General features: G+C 71.2%; 12 protein-coding genes. 8 read left to right on the top strand and 4 right to left on the bottom strand.

Annotation, left to right across the window (positions count from 1 at the left end):
* From ACIBHY_RS10045 to ACIBHY_RS10015, 7 genes are all read left to right on the top strand, one after another.
* Complete coding sequence (locus ACIBHY_RS10045) at window positions 1-6,222, top strand: amino acid adenylation domain-containing protein (protein ID WP_397306473.1); 6,222 nt, start codon at window positions 1-3, stop codon at window positions 6,220-6,222.
* The gene (locus ACIBHY_RS10040) at window positions 6,219-8,699 is read left to right on the top strand and encodes an AMP-binding protein (RefSeq protein ID WP_397306472.1); all 2,481 of its coding nucleotides are present in this window, start codon (window positions 6,219-6,221) and stop codon (window positions 8,697-8,699) included. The genes ACIBHY_RS10045 and ACIBHY_RS10040 overlap by 4 nt, the downstream gene beginning before the upstream one ends.
* On the top strand, window positions 8,696-9,496 hold the full coding sequence (locus ACIBHY_RS10035; protein ID WP_397249440.1) for an alpha/beta fold hydrolase: 801 nt from the start codon (window positions 8,696-8,698) through the stop codon (window positions 9,494-9,496). The genes ACIBHY_RS10040 and ACIBHY_RS10035 overlap by 4 nt, the downstream gene beginning before the upstream one ends.
* Window positions 9,477-9,872 (top strand): RidA family protein, encoded by a 396-nt coding sequence (locus ACIBHY_RS10030; protein ID WP_397249442.1) that lies wholly within the window; start codon window positions 9,477-9,479, stop codon window positions 9,870-9,872. The genes ACIBHY_RS10035 and ACIBHY_RS10030 overlap by 20 nt, the downstream gene beginning before the upstream one ends.
* Window positions 9,869-11,164: a SagB family peptide dehydrogenase gene (locus ACIBHY_RS10025; protein WP_397306471.1), complete on the top strand. Its 1,296-nt coding sequence runs from the start codon at window positions 9,869-9,871 to the stop codon at window positions 11,162-11,164. The genes ACIBHY_RS10030 and ACIBHY_RS10025 overlap by 4 nt, the downstream gene beginning before the upstream one ends.
* Window positions 11,164-12,198: a zinc-binding dehydrogenase gene (locus ACIBHY_RS10020; protein WP_397249446.1), complete on the top strand. Its 1,035-nt coding sequence runs from the start codon at window positions 11,164-11,166 to the stop codon at window positions 12,196-12,198. Before ACIBHY_RS10025 ends, ACIBHY_RS10020 begins: the two co-directional genes overlap by 1 nt.
* 97 nt (window positions 12,199-12,295) lie before the next feature.
* Window positions 12,296-13,768, top strand: coding sequence for a DHA2 family efflux MFS transporter permease subunit (locus tag ACIBHY_RS10015; RefSeq protein ID WP_397249448.1), 1,473 nt, complete (start codon window positions 12,296-12,298; stop codon window positions 13,766-13,768).
* Window positions 13,769-13,809: 41 nt separating this feature from the next.
* Here the strand turns inward: ACIBHY_RS10015 and ACIBHY_RS10010 are convergent, their stop codons facing one another.
* Window positions 13,810-14,964 carry a DUF711 family protein gene (locus tag ACIBHY_RS10010; RefSeq protein WP_397306470.1) on the bottom strand — a complete coding sequence of 385 codons (1,155 nt, stop codon included), beginning with the start codon at window positions 14,962-14,964 and terminating at the stop codon, window positions 13,810-13,812.
* A gap of 228 nt (window positions 14,965-15,192) precedes the next feature.
* On the opposite strand from ACIBHY_RS10010, the gene ACIBHY_RS10005 reads away from it, so the two are divergent.
* Entirely contained in the window at window positions 15,193-15,780 is a 588-nt protein-coding gene (locus tag ACIBHY_RS10005; RefSeq protein ID WP_397306469.1) for a TetR/AcrR family transcriptional regulator, read from the top strand.
* 63 nt (window positions 15,781-15,843) lie between these two features.
* Here the strand turns inward: ACIBHY_RS10005 and ACIBHY_RS10000 are convergent, their stop codons facing one another.
* From ACIBHY_RS10000 to ACIBHY_RS09990, 3 genes are all read right to left on the bottom strand, one after another.
* The gene (locus tag ACIBHY_RS10000; RefSeq protein WP_397306468.1) at window positions 15,844-16,773 is read right to left on the bottom strand and encodes a cupin domain-containing protein; all 930 of its coding nucleotides are present in this window, start codon (window positions 16,771-16,773) and stop codon (window positions 15,844-15,846) included.
* A gap of 304 nt (window positions 16,774-17,077) precedes the next feature.
* Window positions 17,078-18,886: an ABC transporter ATP-binding protein gene (locus ACIBHY_RS09995; protein WP_397249456.1), complete on the bottom strand. Its 1,809-nt coding sequence runs from the start codon at window positions 18,884-18,886 to the stop codon at window positions 17,078-17,080.
* Window positions 18,887-20,650 (bottom strand): ABC transporter ATP-binding protein, encoded by a 1,764-nt coding sequence (locus tag ACIBHY_RS09990; protein ID WP_397306467.1) that lies wholly within the window; start codon window positions 20,648-20,650, stop codon window positions 18,887-18,889.
* Window positions 20,651-20,786 lie beyond the last annotated feature (136 nt).

The raw sequence follows: 20,786 nt of genomic DNA, 5'->3' as shown, positions 1-20,786 counted from the left end.
ATGAGTCTGGCTACGCTCCCTGAGGTTGGTATCCGGGCAACGGCCCGGCAATCCCGTTTGTGGTATCTGCAGCACCTTCACGATGGCGTCGCCTCCTTCACCGCGGGCGACGCGCTGGTCCTCGACGGCCCCTTGATGGTCGACCGGCTGCGCACGGCGATCACTCAGCTCTGGCTGCGGCACGCCGAGCTCAGATCCTGCTTCGTGGCCGCCGAGGGCACCGTCCGCACGGTGCCGAGCGACCACACGTCTCCTTCTTTGGTCGTGGAGCAGGGTGAGGAGCCGGCCGTCCGGCAGTGGGCCGCGCAGGCGACCAGGATCCCCTTCGACGCCGCCGGCGGTCCGCTGTGGCGCGTGCGGGTGCTTTCGCTGCCCGATGACAGACATGTGATCCTGCTGGTCACCCACCAGTTGATCGCCGACGGCGCTCGTGTCCGCGGCCTGCTCGACGAACTGCTCACCTTCTACGCGGGCGGCACGATCGCGCCACCCGTGGAACTGGTGCTCGCCAGAGACGCGGCCGACGCCGTGGACGCGGCGACGCGCAGGCTCGCCGGCGCGCCGGCCGGCGTGGAGCTGCCCACCGACCGGCTGCGACCGCCGATGCTGAGCTACCGGGGCGGCAGGGTCGGCGCCGAGGTCGGCGCCGGCCTGCTCGACCGGGCCGGCGGCGAGGTCTCCCTCCTGGCGGCCTTCGCGGTGCTCGCGCATCGCTACACCGGAGCCGAGCAGGTCGTCGTCGCCGTCCAGGACGAGACGGTGACCGTCGAGGGGGCGCTGAACCCGCTGCCCGTGCTCATCGACCTGTCCGGCGACCCCGGCTTCACCACCGTGCTGCACCGGGTCCGCGACGCCGTCCGAGAGGCACGTGCCCACGGCGCGGTGCCGTTCGAGGCCGTGATCGACCGGCTGGAACGCGAGCACGACCCCAGCCGCCGCCCCGTGTGCCAGCTCTCCTACACCTCGTGGCGGCAACGGCGCGACGCGGTCGAGGTCGACGCGGGCCTGGCCCTCTTCGACCTGTCGCTGTCGGCCAGGCTGCACGAGCACGGCGCGGCGCTGTCCTTCGACTACGACGCGGACCTGTTCACCACCGAGACCGTGAAGCGCTTCGCCGGCCACTTCGCCGCGCTGCTGGAGAGCCTCGCCGACGGCCCCGGCGAACCGATCTCCCGCCGGAGGATCCTCACCGACGCGGAGAAGGCGCTCATCGCCCGCCACCAGGACGGCGGCCCCGCCGGCAGCCCGGCGCTGGTGCATCAGCTCATCGCCGGGCAGGCGGCGCGCAGGCCGGACGCGCCCGCGCTGATCTCCGAGACCGCGCGGCTGACCTTCGCCGACCTCAACGACCAGGCCAACCGGATCGCCCACCACCTGCGTGACCTCGGCGTCAGAAGCCAGACCCCGGTGGCGGTGTGCCTGCCGCGATCGGCCGAGATGGTCGTGGCGGTGCTCGGCGTGACCAAAGCGGGCGGCTGCGCCGTACTGCTGGATCCCGCGCAACCCGCGCGGCGGCTGGCGGCGATGCTCGACGACTCCGGGCCGCCGGCCGTGCTCACCGCCGAGGAGCAGCTCGGCAAGCTGCCCGGCACGTACGCCGGTCACATCCTGTGCCTGGACCGCGACAGAGAACTGCTGAGCCGCTCGTCCTCCGCCGATCCCGTCGAATGGGCGCATCCGCTGTCGCTCTGCCAGATCGCCTACACCTCCGGCTCGACGGGCGAGCCGCGCGGGGTGGCGTTCAACCACTCCGCGGTGGCCGGCGGCGCGCAGGGGACGCGGGAGTGCTACCGGCTGGGCCCGGACGACCGGGGCACGTGGATCTCGGCGCCGGGCTTCGGGATCTCCTTCGTCAACGAATTGTGGCCCTTCCTGAGCGCGGGCGCGGCCGTGCACATCGCCGGCGAGCGGACCGTCAGCACGCCGTTCCGGCTGCGGGACTGGCTGGTGGAATGCGGGATCACGGTCTCGCTGGTGACCAAGGCGCTGGCCGAGCGGCTGTGCGCCGTCGACTGGCCGGAGGAGGTGGCGCTGCGCGCGCTGCTGGTGTCCGGTGAGCGGACCGGCTGGCTGTCGGCCGACGCGCCGTTCGAGGTGGCCACCATCTACGGCTCGACCGAGACGACGAATGCCACGACCTGCCTGAACGAGTCGGCCGGCATCCGCATCACCACCCGGCACGTCACCGGGGAGCAGCGGCGCTCGATCTCCTCGCCGATCGGGCTGCCGGTGCCGGGCGCGCGCGTTTACGTGCTCGACGCCAACCTGCAGTTCGTCCCCATGGGCGTGCCGGGCGAGATCCACGTGGGCGGCGACCTGCTCCAGAGCGGGTACGTCAACAGGCCCGACCTGACCGCGCGCAAGTGGCTGCCCGACCCCTTCGCCGGGCGCGACGGAGCCCGCATGGTCGCCACCGGCGACATCGGGCGCATGGCGTCCGACGGGTCGATCGAGATCCTCGGCCGGGTGGACGACCAGATCAGCCTCAACGGCTACCGGGTCGAGCCCGGCGAGGTGGCCGCGCGCCTGCTCGAACATCCGGCGGTACGGCACGCCGCGGTGGTCGTCCGCGAGGACGAGCCCGGCGAGAGACGCCTGGTCGCCTACGTGGTGCCCGAGGTCAACCGCCGCGTGTACAAGACCGACCTCCTGGACCTTCTGCGCGAGCAGCTGCCCGCGTACATGGTGCCCGGGGCCTGTGAGATCGTCGACTCGCTGCCCACGCTCCCCAACGGCAAGCTCGACCAGCGCCGCCTGCCCGCGCCCGACCGGGCCAGCCGATCGGCCGCCTACGACGAGCCCGCGACCGAGGCGGAGCGGGACCTGGCCGACATCTGGGCCTCGGTGCTGCGCTGTGAGCGCGTCGGCGCCAACGACAACTACTTCGAGCTCGGCGGCGACTCGCTGACCGGGATGGAGCTGATCGCCGCGATCGGCATCGGCTTCGGCGTCGAACTCGCGCTGTCCGTGCTGTTCGAGGCGCCGACCGTCAGGGAGCTGTGCCGGGCGATCGACAGGGAACGCGACGGCGACGGCGGCCGGACCGTCGACAAGGCCGCGCTGCCGGTGATCCATACCGACTCCGCGGCGCGGTTCGAGCCCTTCCCGCTCACCGACATCCAGCACGCCTATTGGATCGGCCGCATGACCGGCATGGAACTGGGCGACGTCGGCTGCCACGGCTACCAGGAGTGGGACGTGGCCGACCTCGACGTCGATCGGCTGGGCGCCGCCCTCGACCGGCTCGTGCGCAGGCATGACATGCTGCGCGCGGTGGTCACGGGCGACGGCCGGCAGCGGGTGCTGCCGGAGGCTCCGCCGTACCGGATCGAGCGGGCCGATCTGCGGCGGCTCGACGCCACGGAACGCGCGGCCAGGCTGGGCGAGATCCGTGAGCGGCTCTCGCACGAGGTGCTGGCGGCCGACCGGTGGCCGCTGTTCGGGGTGCGCGTGACGCGCGTCGACGAGGTCGTCTCCCGCGTGCACATCAGCTTCGACCTGCTGATCTTCGACGCCAGGAGCGCGCGCATCTTCACCCAGGAGCTGTCGCGCCTCTACCAGGACCCCGACGCGCCGCTGCCGCCGATCGAGCTGTCCTTTCGCGACTACGTGCTGGCCGAGCGCGCCGCGCACGAGAGCTCCCCGCTGTATCTGGCCGCCCAGGACTACTGGCGCGGCAGGCTGGCCGAGCTTCCGCCCGCGCCGGAGCTGCCGTACCTGCGCAGCCTCGGCTCGGTCGAGCACCCCAGGTTCGTCCGGCACACGGCGCGCATCGAACCCGACCTGTGGGTACGGCTGCGCAACGCCGCCGCCGGGGCCGGGATCACCCCGTCGGCGCTGCTGCTCGCGGCGTTCACGGAGATCCTGGCGACCTGGAGCGCGGGCCCGCGCTTCACCGTCAACATGACCCTGTTCAACAGGCCGCCGCTGCACCCGCAGCTGAACGACCTGCTCGGCGACTTCACCTCCGGCCTGCTGCACGCGGTCGACCACCGCGGCGCGACCTTCGCCCACCGCGCCTACGACGTGCAGGAACAGCTTTGGCAGGATCTGGAGCACCGGCATGTCGGCAGCGTGCAGGTGCTGCGGGAGCTCGGCAGGCGGCAGGGCGGCGCGCCGCGTGCGGCGATGCCGGTCGTGTTCTCCAGCCTGGTCGGCGTGCCCCGCATGGACTGGGGGAACCTCGGCCGCTACGTCTTCGGCGTCACCCAGACGCCCCAGGTGGCGCTCGACCACCAGGTGATGGAGGTCGACGGCGGGCTCGAATACTGCTGGGACGCGGTGGCCGAGCTGTTCCCCGAGGGGCTGGTCGGCGAGATGGCCGACGCCTACGGCCGGCTGCTGCGTGACCTCGCCAACTCCCCCGGCACGTGGGACGAGCCGAACCCCGTCGGGCTGCCGCAAGCCGCTTCGGCGCGCCGGGCCGGCGTGAACTCCACCGCGTCGCCGGTCACACCGGAACTGCTCCACGCGCCGTTCCTGCGCCAGGCCGGGCGGACGCCCGACGCGCCCGCGGTCATCGACAAGCAGGTGGTGATCACCTATGGGCAGCTCGCCGAGGTGTCGGCGACGCTGGCCGCCCACCTCGCCGAGGCGGGAGCCGGGCCGGACAAGCCGGTCGCGGTCGTCATGCGCAAGGGCTGGGAGCAGGTCGCCGCCGTGCTCGGCGTGCTGCGCGCCGGCGCCGCCTACCTGCCCGTCGATCCCGACCTCCCGGCCGAGCGCATCGCGTACCTGCTCGGTGACGGCCGTGCGGACATCATGCTCACCCAGCACGACCTGGCCGTCGAGACGACGGCCAGGGTGATCGCGGTGCCCGGCTCCCCGCACGCGCTGCCGTCCAGGGATGCGCCCCCCTGTCCGGCCCGCCCGGACTCGATGGCCTACGTCATCTACACCTCGGGCTCGACCGGCGAACCGAAGGGCGTGACCGTCGAGCACCGGGCGGCGTGGAACACCATCGCCGACATCAACGACAGGATCGGCCTGAGCGCCGGCGACCGCGTCCTCGCGCTGTCCTCGCTCAGCTTCGACCTGTCGGTCTGGGACGTCTTCGGCGTGCTGGCCGAGGGCGGCGCCCTGGTCATCCCGCCGGTCTCGGCCGGCCCCGACCCGCGCGCCTGGGCCGACCTGGTCGAGGGCGAACGCGTCACCGTCTGGAACTCGGTGCCCGCCCTGTGGCAGATCCTCGCCGACTACCTGCGCGGACGCGGCGAGCGCGTGGCGCCGAGCCTGGGCACGGTCATGCTCAGCGGCGACTGGATCCCCCTGACCACCTACGAGCACCTGACCGAGGTCTCCCCCGGCACCCGGCTGATCAGCCTGGGCGGCGCCACGGAGGCCGCCATCTGGTCCATCGCGCACGAGGTCGGGCCCACCCAGGAGGACTGGCCCAGCGTGCCGTACGGCAGGCCGCTGCGTAACCAGCGCTGGCACGTCCTGGACGACGAACTGCGGCCGTGCCCCGACTGGGTCACCGGCTCGCTGTTCATCGCCGGCGACGGGCTGGCCCGCGGCTACTGGGGCAAGCCGGAGCTGACCGCCGAGCGCTTCATCACCCACCCCGGAACGGGCGAGCGCCTCTACCGCACCGGTGACCTGGGCCGCTACCGGCCCTCGGGCGACCTGGAACTGCTCGGGCGCGAGGACTTCCAGGTGAAGATCCTCGGCCACCGCATCGAGCTGGGCGAGATCGAGGCGGCCCTGGCCGCCTGCCCGCGGGTCGCGGCCTGCTGCGTGGTGGCCGTGGGCGAGCGCACGGCCAAGCGGCTGATCGCGCACGTGGTGCCGGAGCCCGGCGCCGCGCCGGAGCCCGCCGAGCTCAGGGAGTTCCTGTCCGGCAAGCTCGTGCGCGACGTCGTGCCCACGCACTACAACATCCTCGCCGAGCTGCCCCTGACCGCCAACGGAAAGGTGGACAGGCCCGCCCTGGCCGCGCTGGGCGCGCCGGAGCGCAAGAACTCCGGCGGCACGCAGGCCGCCTCGCCCGCCGAGGCGATCCTGCTCGGCATCGCGGCGGAGATCATCGGAGTCGACGCCTTCGGCCCGGAGGAGGACTTCTTCGCCTCGGGCGGCGACTCACTGCGGGCGATCGCCTTCATCAACGAGGCCGCCGAAGCGGGCTTCGACATCTCCGTCGAGGGCTTCTTCCAGAATCCGACCATTCGCGCGGCGCTGGCCGCGGGTCCCGTCGTGGTGGACATGAGAGGAGAGTCGGCGTGACCAGCTCTGTGCACTCCCTGATCCAGGAGCAGGTACGGCGGAGCCCCGGCGAGCCCGCCGTGGTGTCCGGCTCGGCGGTGCTGACCTACGGTCAGCTCAACGCGCGCGCCAACCAGGTGGCCCGCCTGCTGAGAAGCCTGGGCGTGGCCGCGGACGAACCCGTGGGCACCTGCCTGTCCCGCTCCCCCGACGCGGTGGTGTCCGCGCTCGCCATCGTGAAGGCGGGGGCCGCGCCCGTCCTGCTCGACCCCGCGGCGCCGCTGGAGCGCACCCTGGCCCAGATCCGCGCCTGCGGCGTCCGCGTGCTGATCACCTCGACGGTGGGCTGCGACCTCGCCGCCCAGCTCCTGCCCGCCGTGGAGGAGCTCGGCGTGCGCGCCGTCAGGCTGGACGCCGACCGGCACATCATCGCCGGCCTGCCCGCCGACGACCTCGCGGACGTCCACCTCACCCCGGACAGCGCCGCGCACGTCGTCTACACCTCCGGTTCGGTCACCACCCCCAAGGCGGTGGTGAGCAGGCACGAGACCGTCGGCGAGTGCGTGGCGCTGGCCCGGGAGGAGTTCGGCTTCACCCGTGACGACCGGGTGGCCTGGTGCTCCTCACCCGGGTTCGGGGTGTCGCTGGTCAACGAGTTGTGGCCGGCGCTGGGGACGGGCGCCACGGTGCTCATCCCGGACGCCGGGACGCTGCTGTCGCCGCAGCGGCTGCGGGACTGGATCCTCCAGGAACGGATCACGGTGATCCACCTGGTCGCGACCCTGGCCGTGCCCCTGTGCGAGCTCGACTGGCCCGCGGACTGCCCGCTGAGGCTGCTGCTCACCACGGGCGAGCGGTTCCGGCTCGGCACCGCCACCGACCCGCCCTTCACGATCGCGATCACCTACGGCTCCACCGAGACCACGCACATCACCGGGCGGCTGGGCCGCGGCGAGTCGGTGGGGCGCCCGCTGGGCGGCGCCTCCGTCTACGTACTGGACGCGTCGGGCGAACGGCTGCCCGACGGGGAAGCCGGCGTCGTCCACGTCGGCGGGCGGCGGCTGGCGCGAGGATATCTCGCCGAACCGGCGCTGACCGCGAGCAGTTTTCTGCCCGACCCGTTCGCCGGCGTGCCCGGAGCCCGCATGTACCGCACGGGCGACCTGGGCAGGATCGACGCCGACGGCGAGCTGGTCCTGGTGGGGCGGGTCGACCGGCAGGTCAAGGTCCGCGGCCAGGCCGTCAACCTCGACGAGGTGGAGGCCGTGGTCGCCGCACAGGCCGGCGCCGGCGAGGCGGCCGTGGTGGCGATCGGCGACGACTCGCGCGTGGTCGCCTACCTCGCGGGGGTCGACGGCGCCGCCGTAGCGGCTCTGCACAAGGCTCTTGCCGTACGGCTGCCGCGTGCCCACCTGCCCGCCGAGTTCGTGCTGCTCGACCGGCTGCCCCGCACCGTCACCGGCAAGGTGGATCGCGCTGCCTTGCCGGCGCCGCGCCGTACCTCCTCCTCTTCGCCCGCGCCGGACGCGGAAGGAGAGGGCGAGCTCGCCGGCATCTGGTGTGAGCTGCTGGAACGCGAAGGCGTCGGGATCGACGACGACTTCTTCGAGCTGGGCGGCCACTCCCTCCTGGCGGCGCGCATGGTGCTGGAGATCGAGGAGCGGCGCGGCGTCAAGATCGACCTCACGGCGTTCTACGAGCGGCCCACGCTGCGCGCGCTGTCCGGCCTGGTCTCCGCGGCCACGCAGCCCGGCAACGTGCTGGTACGGCTGAGCGGGCCGGAACAGCCGCTGGTCAGGCTGGTGTGCTTCCCCTTCGCCGGCGGCGGCCTCAGCGCCTACGCCTCCTGGGGCGACCTCCTGCCCGCCCATGTCGAGTTGGTGTGCGTGCTGCCGCCCGGCCGGGGGCCACGACTCGACGAGCGTCCGCTGGAGTGGGTGGCCGAGCTGGTGGGCGGGCTCGGTCCGAAGCTGGCGGCCGACCCGCACCCGCGTACCTACCTGTTCGGCCACAGCCTGGGCGCGATCGTGGCGTTCGAGACGGCGCGATGGCTGCGCAGGAACGCCCACCCGGAACCGGCGGGACTGCTGGTCTCCGGCTCCGCGGCTCCGCAGACGCCGGTCACCGCCCGTGCGCACCTGCTGCCCGACGACGCCCTTCTCGCGCACGTCGGCGCCCTGGGCGGCACGGACCAGAGCCTGGTCGACGACGAACGTCTCCGCCCGCTGCTGCTCCCGGCCCTGCGCGCCGACTTCGCCATGCACGAGACCTACCAGTACGCGGCCGACGAGCCGCTGGCCTGCCCCGTCACCGCCTTCGCCGGCAGCCACGACGACGAGGCGCCCATCGAGGATGTCCTGGGCTGGGGCGAGCAGACCGCGGGGCCGTTCCAGATGCAGGTCCTGAACGGCGGGCACTTCTTCATCGCCTCTCAGCACGAGCGCCTGCTCGGGCTGCTGAGCGAGGCGCTGGAGGCGGAGACGGAGAAGGTGCCATGAGAGTCGTCTCCCAGCGGATCTCGATCGACGTCACGCGCACCGGTTCGGGACCCGCGATCCTGCTGGTGCACGGAACGGGTGACGACCAGGGTTGCTGGCGCCAGGTGGTGCCGCTGCTGGCGGGCCGCTACCACGTCCACGCCATGGACCGGCGGGGCCGCGGCGGCAGCGGCGACACGGCCGGGCACACCATCGCCGCGGAGGCCGACGACATCGTGGCCGTGCTCGATCGCATCGGTCCCGCGACGCTCGTCGGGCACTCGTTCGGCGCGATCTGCGCGCTGGAGGCGGCCGCACGCGAGCCGTCCTCGCTGAAGCGCCTGGTTCTCTACGAGCCGCCCATCCCCGTCGCCGGGACCGGCGACTACTCCGACGTGTCGGCCAGGATCGGCGAGCTGTGCGTCCAAGCCCGCCTGGAGGAGGCGCTCTGCCTCTTCCTGGTCGAGGTGACCGGGCTGGACCCCGGGCTCGTCAAGCTGCTCAGGCGCGTCCCCGGCTTCGCCGGGCGGGCCGCCGTCGCCGACACCATCGCCCGCGAGATCGACGCCACCCACCAATACGCGCTCGACCGCGAGCGGCTGGCCGCGCTGACGGTGCCCACGCTGCTGCTCACGGGCGAGCGGAGCGCGCAAGGACTGCGCGACGCCGCGGGGCTCGTCGAGAGCCTCCTGCCGTACGCGTCGAGCGAGGTACTGCCCGGCCAGGCGCACCGGGCCATGGAAGGGGCGCCCGCCCTCCTGGCGGACGCCATCGACACCTTTGCAGGGAGATCCTCACATGAAGCGCACAGCCGTTAACCCCTGGGAATGGAACATCAAGTTCGGCTTTCACCAGGCCGAGCTGGTCGAGGGACACAGCCGCATGCTCGTGTGCGCGGGTCAGACGTCGCTGGACGAGAACGGCGAGGTCGTCCACGCCGGCGACATGGCCGCCCAGATCGCGCTCTGCCTGGACAACGTGGAGACCATCCTGCACGAGGCGGGGATGCGGCTGTCCGACGTGGTCCGGCTGAACATGTACACCACGGACGTGGAGCAGTTCCTCCAGCATGTGGGCGTGATGGGCGGGCGTCTCGAGGCGGCGGGCATCGCCCCGCCCGGAACCATGCTCCAGGTGTCCGGCCTGGCCTTCCCCGGGCTCCTGATCGAGCTGGAAGTCACCGCGCTGGCATGAACCTCAGTGAAGCGGTCGTGCTCCGTCCCGACGTGGTCCTTGAGCGCACGGGAGAAGGCGGATACCGCCTGGCCTCCCGGTCGGGAGCGCTCCGCCACCACGTCGGGCCGGCCACGGACCCCTCGACGCTCGAAGCGCTGGCCACCGCGGGCATGCCGTTCGACGACGACGGCCCGGTCACGCACCTGTGGCGCCAGGGCTGGCTGTCGCTCGTCGTGAGCAGGGACGGCGGGCCCGTCCTGACGCTGCACCCCCAGTCCTGCCCGCCTCCCCGGCCTCCGGGCGGCGGATCCGGCCGCCCGCTGTCGGAGCTGGTCGTGCTCCGCCGGACCGGCCCCGAGTACGCGCTGGAGTCGGCCAGGGCCTGGTGCTCGGTGCGTGTGGCGGGGCCGGAGGACCTGGCCGCCCTGCTCGCCGGGGAGGAGGAGCTGGGCCGCTACCTCGACTGGGCGGGGATGACCTCCGACGAGGCGGAGTCGGCGCAGCTCACGACGGCCCAGTGGACACCACACGAGCTGGCCTTCCACCAGCAGACGCGCATCCCGGGCGCGCACAGGAGCGCCGGCTTCGGCCGTTCCTCCTGGGGAAAGGACCGCTTCGCCGAGCTTCCCGCGCGCCACGAGCGCTTCCGGGGCGAGGGCATCGCCCTGGCCAAACCGGACCTGGCCGAACTGCGGCGATCCGACCAGACGGTCACGGCCGTCCTGGAGAAACGGCGGACCGTCCGCGACCACGACGAGGCCAGCCCGCTCACCGTCCTTCAGCTCGGGCACCTCCTGTACCGCTGCGCGCGCAACCGCTGGCTCGTCGAGCGCGAGGGATCCGAGTTCCTGAGCCGGCCCTACCCCTCGGGCGGCTCGGCCTACGAGCTGGAGATCTATCCCGTGGTGCGCAACGTCGCGGGTCTCGATCCCGGCCTGTACCACTACGACCCGCAGGAGCACCGGCTCAGGCCCGTGAGCGACCGCGTCGGCGACCTGCTCGCGCACGCCGCTCTCGTCGCGGGGACCGAGCGCCGGCCGCAGGTGCTGCTGGTCATCACAGCCCGCTTCGGCAGGCTCATGCGTACCTACCGGGGCATGTCATATGCCCTGATTCTCAAGCACGTCGGCGTGGTCCAGCAGCTCATCTACACCGTGGCGACCGCGATGGGGCTGGCGGTCTGCGCCTTGGGCGACGGCGACGCGACGGCCTTCGCCGCCGCCACCGGCCTGGATCCGCTGGCCGAGGCCAGCGTGGGCGAACTCGTGCTCGGGAGCAGGCCGGGCCGAGCCAATGGAGGAGGAGTTTGATGTCGACCGCCATGGTGACCAGCCACGGACGCTGTGCCGTACTGGAGGAACCGCGGGGCCCTGAGGGCATCCGCCTGCACAGACGTTCGGTGCCCGACCCTCCGCCGGGCAAGGTGAACGTACGGCTGCACGCCTCCGGCCTGAACCACCTCGACCTCTGGACGGTGACCGGGACCCAGCGTGTGCGCACGCCGCGCGTCATCGCCGCCGACGGCGCCGGAGAGGTCGTGGCCAGCGGCGCGGCGGACTGGTCGCCGGGTGACGAGGTGGTGCTCTACCCGGTGGCGGCCTGCTGGATGTGCGGGAACTGCAGGGCGGGCCGTCACATCTACTGCAGCGGCTTCGCCGTCCTCGGCGAGCATTCCGACGGCACCGCCTGCGAGGTGGTGCAGCTTCCCGCGCGCAACCTCGTGCGCAAGCCCGCCGTGCTGTCCTGGGCCGAGGCCGGCGCGCTGCCGCTGGCCTTCCTCACCGCGTGGCGGATGCTGACCTCGCGCGGGCGGCTGACGGTGGGTGAGACGCTCCTGGTCGTGGGGGCCAGCGGCGCCGTCGGGACGGCGTCGGTGCTGATCGGCGCGCATCTGGGCGCGCGGGTCCTGGCCACGACGCGCGACCTCGGCAAGAGCGAGCAGCTCCGTGTGCTCGGGGCCGCCGGGGTCTTCTCCTCCGAGAGGTTCTCCAGGAAGGTCATCGATCACACCGACGGCGCCGGCGCCGACGTGGTGATCGACCACGTGGGCGCGGCGACCTTCGACGAGTCCCTGCGCTCGGCGACCGTCGGCGGCCGGGTGGTCACCTGCGGGGCCACGACCGGGGTGAACGTCTCGCTCAACCTGCCCCGGGTGTTCGTGCGCCAGCTCGAGATCCTGGGCTCGACCACGGGCACCCTGGCCGAGTTCGAGGGCCTGGTCGCCGCCGCGGGGGCCGGATTGCGCCCTGTCGTGGCGCGGGAATTCGGGCTGGAGGAAATTCGCGATGCCCTTACATATCTCGAATCTTCCGACAAGCTTGGAAAAGTCGTCTTGAGGCAGTGATCGAGACATTTGGTGATTACCACTTCTCACCGAAATTGTCAGACCCCCGGTCTACGGTGAAATCACCTGAACGCCAGACCCCGACAGGAGTAATCACATGACCTCCCCACCGCAAACGGGTCCCGTGCTCAAGCACAGCCCGTGGTTGGCGCTGATCACCATCGCGCTGGGCTATTTCATGAACGTGCTCGACAGCACCGTGGTAAATGTCGCCATTCCCAGTATCATGTCCGATCTGCACGCCGAGACCGGGCAGATCCTCTGGGTGGTCAACAGCTACCTGCTGCTCTACGCGATGCTGCTGCTCGTCGGAGGCAGGCTCGGTGACCTGCTCGGGCACCGCACCGTGTTCATCGCCGGGCTCTCCCTGTTCATCGTGGCCTCGCTCCTGTGCGGCCTGTCCAGCACACCCGAGCAGCTCATCGCCAGCCGCGTGCTCCAGGGTGCGGGCGCCGGCCTGGCGGCTCCGCAGGCGCTGGCCATCACCGCGGCCGTCTTCTCTCCCCAGCGCAGGGGGATGGCCTTCGGCGTCCTGGCCTCGATCATCGGCTCGGCCGCGGCGCTGGGCCCCTTCCTCGGCGGCCTCATCACCTTCACGCTCGACTGGCGCTGGATCTTCCTCATGAACCTGCCCATCGGCGCGCTGGGCCTGATCGGCGCCTTCGTCTTCGTGCCGAAGACCCGTGTGGAAGGCCGGCAGCGACTGGCGTTCCTCCCCGTGCTGCTCGCGACGGTCAGCATGTTCGGCGTGCTCTACGCGCTGATCGCCGGACCGCGCATTTCCTGGGGGCAGATCTTTTCCGGGGTGAACATCAGCTATGTCCTCATCGCCGGACTGGTCGTTTTCGGTGGCTTCGTCTATTGGGAATGGTCCCGGACCGACGGCCTCCTGCCGCGAGCGCTGTTCGACAACAGAAACTACGGCCTGATGGCATGGGCCTCCCTGGCGACATATTTCTGTATCTTCGGCACCCAGCTGACCATGACCATCTATTTGCAATCGGTCCTGCACCTCAACGCCCTGGAGGCGGGGCTGGCGTTGTCGCCCATGTGGCTGGCCTCCTCACTCGTCGCCCCGCTCAGCGGGGGCCTGATGCGACGCTTCCAGCCCCGCTGGATCCTGGTCGGCGGCTTCGCCGCCTTCTGCCTCGGCACGGTGGCCACGGCGCTGTTGATCACCCCTGACACCTCGTGGGGCGTGTTCGTCGTGACCCTGCTGGTGGCCGGAGCCGGCGCCGGGTTCACCTTCGCGCCGCTCACCACCGTGGCGATGAGCGAGGTGCCGCCACGAGACCTGGGCGGAGCCTCGGGCACCATCGAGATGGCGAGAATGCTCGGCAGCGCCGTGGCCACGGCGATCACCGGCGCCATCCTGGGCGACACCGTCGCGGCCTCGGGCCCGGCCCTGTCGGCCGAAGCGCGTACCGCCCTGCTGGCCAGTGCTCTCCTGATCGCGGCCGCGGTGATCACCACCGTGTTTCTCAAGCACGGCGGGCGCCCCGGCACCGCCCCCGGCGACCACGAGCACTCCACCCCGGCCAACGCGGCCGAAGCCACACCGACCGCGTGACGCCCCGGCAGGTGGCGAGCCCGCCGGCTCGCCCCTGTCCGCTACCCCGGCAACCTCACATCCACCAGGTACGGCGAGCCGAAGTCCGTCCGGTCCCCCGGCCCCGCGCCCGGCACGGGGAACAACCGGGCCGACAGCGGTTTACGCAGACGCACGGCGAGCGCGGCCACATCCATCAGAAGCCGGGCCACCTCCTCCACCGGCGTGTCACCGGGCAGCGGCACGGTGTCCAGGCCCGTGCCGCACACCGCCGAATAGGCCAGCAGCCGGTGGAGGTCGATCCCGCCCGACTCCCAGGCGCGTGCCAGGACGGTGTCCTCCATGACCGGCAGCATCAGGCCGCAGTAGCCGACCTGGGAGACCGGGACCGTGCGCAGGGCCTGCGTGATCGCGGCAGCCGTGCTCAACGTGCCAGGGGCGCCGAACGGCCCGGCGATGGCGTGTTCGATCGCCCGGCCGATGCTGGTGTCACCGTGCGGGGCGGGCGACAGATCGATCCCGGCGAACGGCCGGCCCACCTCGGTGGCCAGCTTCTCCGCCAGCCGTACGACAGGCAGCACGTGCTCGGCGAGCGCTCCACGGACCCGTTCGGTGATCTTCGCGGGATCCGGCTCACCGGGGATGGCACGCAGCGCCTCGGCGACCACTCCCGCCGACTGCAGCCCGAGGCTGAAGGTGCTGGGCCCCTCATGGTAGGCGGCGGGAAAGAACGGATGTCCCGGCCCGACCTCGGCCAGGACCGCGAAGCGAAAGTTGCCGACCCCCTTGGGCGTCGCGGCCGACAACTCACCGACAACCCGCGCCGCCGCCATCGCCGCCGCCACCCGCGCGCCATGCTCGCTCGTCGCGATCTGAACGGTGCAGCTCAACGCCTCGCACGCGGCCAGCATGCCGGCGATCTCCGCAAGGCGGTTCAGGTCGAAGTCCGGCCGGGCGGCCTGGGCGGGACCCAGCGACAGATGCCCGATGCCCTCGTCGTCCATCAGGCGCTGTAATCGAGTGGCGTACGGGGCCAGGTCCGGCACCTGGCCGAACACGGGCTGCGTGGCCAGCCGGACGGTCTGCACCTCGTACCCGGACTCCGCGAACCGCGTACCCAGCCGATGCGCGACGCCGGCCGCCTCCCGCAGCTCCGCGCCCCCCACGGGGTGCTCTTGCGCCACACCTACGGTAATCGTGCGTATCGTGAGCCGCACCGCTACAACCCCAAAGACCGGCGACGAGTGATTACCTCGCCAATGAACCACCTGTGCGACACGCGATCAAGCGAACGCCGCCAAGGCTCTGCCCGGAACCTGGGAACGTCCCGGGCGCCGACCGCTGCGACCGTTCTCGCCCGCGCGCACCTCGTCGAACGCCCCAAGGCCCCCCGTCCCGCTCCTGGCAACGACGGCCCAGCGCAGGAGCGCTGGTAGCCTGCGGTCGTGTCATCCAGCCGAGGCAAGTCGCGGACCGATGCCGAGCGGAATCGGGCGCGTGTGCTCGCGGTGGCGCGTAGCCTGTTCGCCGAGTTCGGCGACCAGGTGCAGATGGCGGAGGTGGCCAGGGTCGCCGAGGTGGGCATCGGCACCGTCTACCGCCACTTCCCCACGCGCAAGGCACTGGTGGAAGCGGCCGCGCAGCACCGGTTCGCGGAGATCCTCGCCTTCGCCGAAACCCGGTGCCTGGCGGCGCCCGATCCAGCCGATGGGCTGGCTTTCCTGCTGGGGCACATCGGTGAGGTGCTCGCCAGAGACCAAGGCCTGTCCGGCGCGATCGAGTCGGCCATGGGCTCCGCCGAGCCGTCCGGTGAGAGCAGGATCGCGCTGGAGGGCCTCGCGGCGACGCTGATCGAGCGGGGGCAGGCGGCGGGATCCGTCCGGGAGGACGCCACGGTCCATGACGTCTACATGATCGTCTGTGGGCTGGCCGCGGTGATCCGGACCGGCAGCGGAGAATGGCGGAGATTCGTGCGGATCGCCCTCGACGGCTTGCGGCCCGTGCCGGCTCCGGCGACGCCCTCCCGGCGCTGACAGCGAGCACCAGGGCGAGCCCCGCGCCCTCACGATCATGACTCGCCGCCCGGGTATCAGCCCCTAGTTCTCCTCGTAGACCACGTGGTACGGGCGTGTGTACCGGTTGAGGGCGGCCGGGTCGAAGCGGCCCGCCACACTCACCTCTGACCTGTGCTCGATCAGGGCCTCCACCACGCACTCCCAGCCCCCGGGAGAGGAAATCTGGATCACCCTCGGCGGCGGGTTGGAGCCGGGACGCAGCGCGTGCGGCACGCCATGCGGCAGCAGGACGAACTGCCCCGCTCCCGCGGTGTGGCTCCTGCCGTCGAACTCGATCTCCAGCTCGCCGTTCAGCACGTAGACGCATTCATCGGCGACGTGGTGGGTGTGCCGCGGGATCGGCTGCGCCACGACGACCTCCAGCAGGGAGAACAGTCCGTCGGTGTCGGCCGTGCGCGCCTTGACGGAGAACGCCGGCGGGACGGCGATCCGGCCCGGCCGCGCCTCACCGGCGTCGAGCACGAAGAAGCGTTCCTTGTCGCCCCACTCGTCGGCGTCGCCCTCCCCGGTGTGGTAGCGCATGCCGTACGGCTTGCCCACCTCGTTGGCCTTGGTCCAGTCGCCCCCCAGGCCTGCCTCGGCGATGTCTTCCATGTAACGCTCCCAGCCCGCCGGCGCCGAGAGTTGCAGCGCGTGTACGGCGGAGCCGTCGGGGCCGAGATTGCGCATGGCATGAGTGACCCCGCGAGGTACCAGGAAGTACATGCCGGCGGTCAGATGGTGGGTCGTGCCGTCGTAGTCGAGGCCAAGGTCGCCCTCCACGACGTAGACGAACTCATCGAAGGTGTCGTGGACGTGCGGGGGGATGCTTCCGCCACCGCGGTTCTCCATGAGGGTGAAGCGGCCCTGGGTGTCCTCGACACCCGCTTTGACCGTCGCCCACGGCGGCAGCGGCACACGGGTGGGGCGGGAGGCGCCGGCGTCCAGCAGAAAAAAGCGGTCCTTGGACATGGAAGGTCCTTTGCTAAGAGGATGCGGAATCCGATTCCGTATAGATGTAAGCAGAGTGCGCGGGGCGAAGTCAAAGAGACGTTCAGCAGCCCGAAACGACGGTGGGCACTGCGGAGATGCCGCGAGCACCGCCCCGGGCGCCGGGACGGCGCACGTGGGAAAACGGGCACGTGGTGGCTGCCGGCCACGAAGGTCAGCAGGTCGGCCAGATCACGCGGGTGCCGATGGTGAAGGTGGCGCCGCCGGCCCGCGGGGCGGTCGACGCGGCGAGAATGGCCTGCGCCGCGTCGTCGAGCCGGAACGGCTAATTGACGGTGACGAAACCGGTGCCGGGGCGGTAGTTGGGCGACTGGTGCCGGAAGTAGGTGTTGTACACCTCGCAGTAGCGCCCGCCCCTGGCCAGCAGGGTGGCGTGATCGCCCTGCTCCACGATCCGGCCGTGGTCGAGCACGAGGATCCTGTCCACGTGCTCGATCGTCGACAACCGGTGCGCGATCACTATGGAGGTCCGGCCGGCCAGCACGGTGTCGAGCCCGTCCTGGATCTGCGCCTCGGTCAGCGGGTCGACGCTGGCAGTCGCTTCGTCCAGGACGACGATCGCAGGGTTCTGGATGAGGAGCCTGGCCAGGGCCACGAGCTGGCGCTGGCCCATGGACAGCGATCTGCCGTGCTCGCCGACGTCGGTGGCCAGGCCGTCGGGCAGCGTCTCGATCCAGTCGCCGCCTCCCACGCCGACGGCCGCCTCCAGCACCTCATCGTCCGTGGCCTCCGGGCGCGGGTAGCGGATGTTGTCGGCGACCGTACCGCTGAACAGGAACGGCAGCTGCGGCACCGCCCCGATCTGCCGGCGGTACGCCGGGAGGTCAAGGGTCCTGATGTCGCGGCCGTCGATGAGGAGGGTGCCGCCCTGGAACTCGTAGAAGCGGGTGATGAGCTTACTCAGCGTGGACTTGCCCGCCCCCGTGTGGCCGACCAGCGCCACGGTCTGCCCGGCCTCGATCGTGAGGCTGAAGTCCTGAAGGACCGGGACCTCGGCGGAGTAGCCGAAGCTCACGTCATGGAACTCGATCCGCCCGGCCAGCTCGCCGACCGGCAGCGCGTCGGTCTGCACCACTCGTGGAGGCGCGTCGATCAGTGCGAACACCCGCTCGGCCGCCGTCAGACCCTGCTGGAACTGCGACCAGAAGGCGGCGATCGAGGTCAGCGGGAACCAGAAGAACGCGATGGCCTGCAGGAACAGATACCAGTCACCGGCCGACAGTCCGCCGTCCAGCACCGACCTGCCGCCGACCAGGACCAGCCCCACCTCTGCCAGTCCGGCGATGAGGAACAGCAGCGGAAAGATGCTGGAAAAGACGAAGCCCTGCCGCAGGTTCACCGCGTAGCTTTGCTCGTTGATCGGGCGGAACTCGTCGTAGACCCGCTGCTCCTGGCGGAAGTTCTTGGCGACGGAGATCCCGCCCATGGTCTCGTTGAGGTTGGCGTTGACCCGGCTCATCGAGCGCTGGGCCCGGCGCGTGGTGGTGCGCGCGATCCGCCGGAACTGCAGCGCGCACAGGATCACGATCGGCGCGATGACCAGCGTCAGCAGGGCGAGCGGAGCGCTCCGCGTGAACAGCAGCGTGGTGACGAAGCCGACGACCAGCACCTGGCTGAGCAGGTCCATGCTGAGGCCGACGACGTTGGCGAAGTCGTCGGTGTCGGAGGTGACCCGGCTGACGATCCGCCCGGACGGGTTCTCGTCGTAGAACGACATGTCCCGCTCCAGGACCGCGTCGAAGGCGTCCTCGCGCAGGCTCAGCACCACGTCGCCGGTGGCCTTGGCGTTGAACCACTGCCGGACGAAGCTGAACGCCCAGCCGAGGGCGCCGGCGAGCAGGATGCCTCCGGCCAGTGCCCAGATGTTGCCGCCCGCGACGATCCTGTCAATGCCCGAGCTGATCATCAGAGGTACGGCCGCCTGTGCCGCGGAGCCGAGCACGACCATCAGGGCGACCAGGAGCATCGCCCATCGTTTGGGCCAGAAGTAGCGCAGGATACGGCGGAGCAGGTCGCGGTCGCTGTACACGCGGTCGTAGTCCTCGGCCTCCAGGCCGTCCATCAGGAAACCCATCTAGACGGGCACCTCCACCTCGTCGTAGTGGGAGAAGATCCGGCGGTAGAGCGGGCTTCGGCCGAGCAGCTCGGTATGGGTGCCGAAGTCGATCACCTCGCCCCGCCTGAGCAGCAGGACCTTGTCGGCCCAGCGGATCTGGGCGAGCCGGTGGGTGATCAGCAGCGTCGTGCGGCCGGACTGGATGCGTTCGATCGCCTGCTGGATCAGGTCCTCCGTGCCGGAGTCGATGGCGCTGGTCGAGTCGTCGAGGATCAGGATGGCCGGGTCGGTGAGCAGGGCGCGGGCGATGGCCAGGCGCTGGCGCTGGCCGCCGGACAGCGTGACGCCGCGCTCGCCGATCACGGTGTCGTAGCCGTCCTCGAGCTCGGCGATGAACTCCGCGGCCTGCGCGTCGGCCGCGGCGGCTTCGATGGCCTCGCGGCTGGCCTGCTGGCCCAGGCCGAAGGCGATGTTCTCGGCCACGGGACGGGAGAACAGCACGATGTCCTGCTCGATGGTGGAGATCTGCGAGCGCAGCGAGTCGAGGTTCCAGTCGCGTACGTCCACGCCGTCGATCTGGATCTTCCCGGAGTCGACGTCGAAGATCCTGGAGACGAGCTTGGTCAGCGTGCTCTTGCCCGAGCCGGTTTCGCCGACGATGGCCACCGTTTCGCCGCGCCGTACCGTGAAGGACACGTTTTTCAGGACCTGTGCGCCCTCATAGCCGAACGAGACGTCCTCGAACACGACCTCGCCACGCATCGGAGCCGTGCGGCCGTCCGTGTGCTGGTCGAGCTCGGTCTCGGCGTTCATGATCTCCAGGATGCGGCGCGCGCCGACCAAGCCCAGCTGGACCAGGGAGAACGTGAACGTCGACACGTTCGTCGGGAAATGCAGCAGGCCCATCAGGCCCATGAACGCGATCAGCTGGCCGAGGGTCAGATCACCCGCGGCGTGCAGGTGGACGCCGTGCCACAGGGCACCGGCCATGGCCACGGCGAGCAGCAGGGTCGGCAGGTAGCGGGCGCGGACCAGGCCCTCGCGGACGAACAGGTCGCGGTAGCTCCGGGCGTTGCGCCGGAACCTGAGCCGCTCGCCGCCTTCCTGCGCGGTCACCTTGATGACCTCCATGCCGCGCACGGCCTCGCTCAGCCCGGCGTTCAGCGTGCCGAACTCCTCGCGCATGCCGGTCGCGACCGGGTTGAGCTGCCGCATGTAGTGCCACAGCGCGAGGCCGAAGGCGACCATGAAGATCGCGGGCACGAGCAGCAGCCGCGGGTCGATGAACGCAATGAACACCAGTGGGATGACGGCCTGGGCGCCGGAGTCGACGATCATGTCGAGGCCGGGCGCGACCAGCATGCGCAGCTGCCTGATGTCGTTGGCCGCGCGGGCCATCAGATCGCCGACGCGCTGGCGGTTGTGGAAGGTCTGGCTCTTGCCGAGCAGGCTCACGTACAGCTCGTCGCGGGTGTCGCGGTTGAGCCGGTTGGCGAGCAGCTCGCTGCTCAGGCGCGCGCAGAAGTCGAGCAGGCCGCGCAGCGCGACGACGCCGAGCAGCACCAGGGCGATCGGGAGCACGTCCCGCCGGGCGAGCACGGCGTCGAAGGCGTCGCCGACCAGGCCGGGGATGGCCGCGTTGAGCACCACCATCACGACCGCTCCGACCAGGGACCCGGTCAGGTACAGCGGCTGGCGGCGCAGGTGCGACCAGATCCAGCGGGACGGACCCCGCCGATCATGGCGCGCGCCTGGGACCGTGAACTCCGCCCGTGTTGTCACGCTCTTCCCTTCGCCAAGCTCGCCGGCGACTGTTGTATCAAATTCGACCGACAGTTCGGAATCGGTTATCCGGGCACCGGATCAGGCCTCGGCCCGCACGCGCTCGCTTGACACGCCGACGTGCTCCGGCGCCTGG

The sequence above is a fragment of the Nonomuraea sp. NPDC050547 genome, assembly GCF_044457345.1.
Classification (GTDB): Bacteria; Actinomycetota; Actinomycetes; order Streptosporangiales; family Streptosporangiaceae; genus Nonomuraea.
This window is presented reverse-complemented; position numbering and strand designations above follow the sequence as displayed.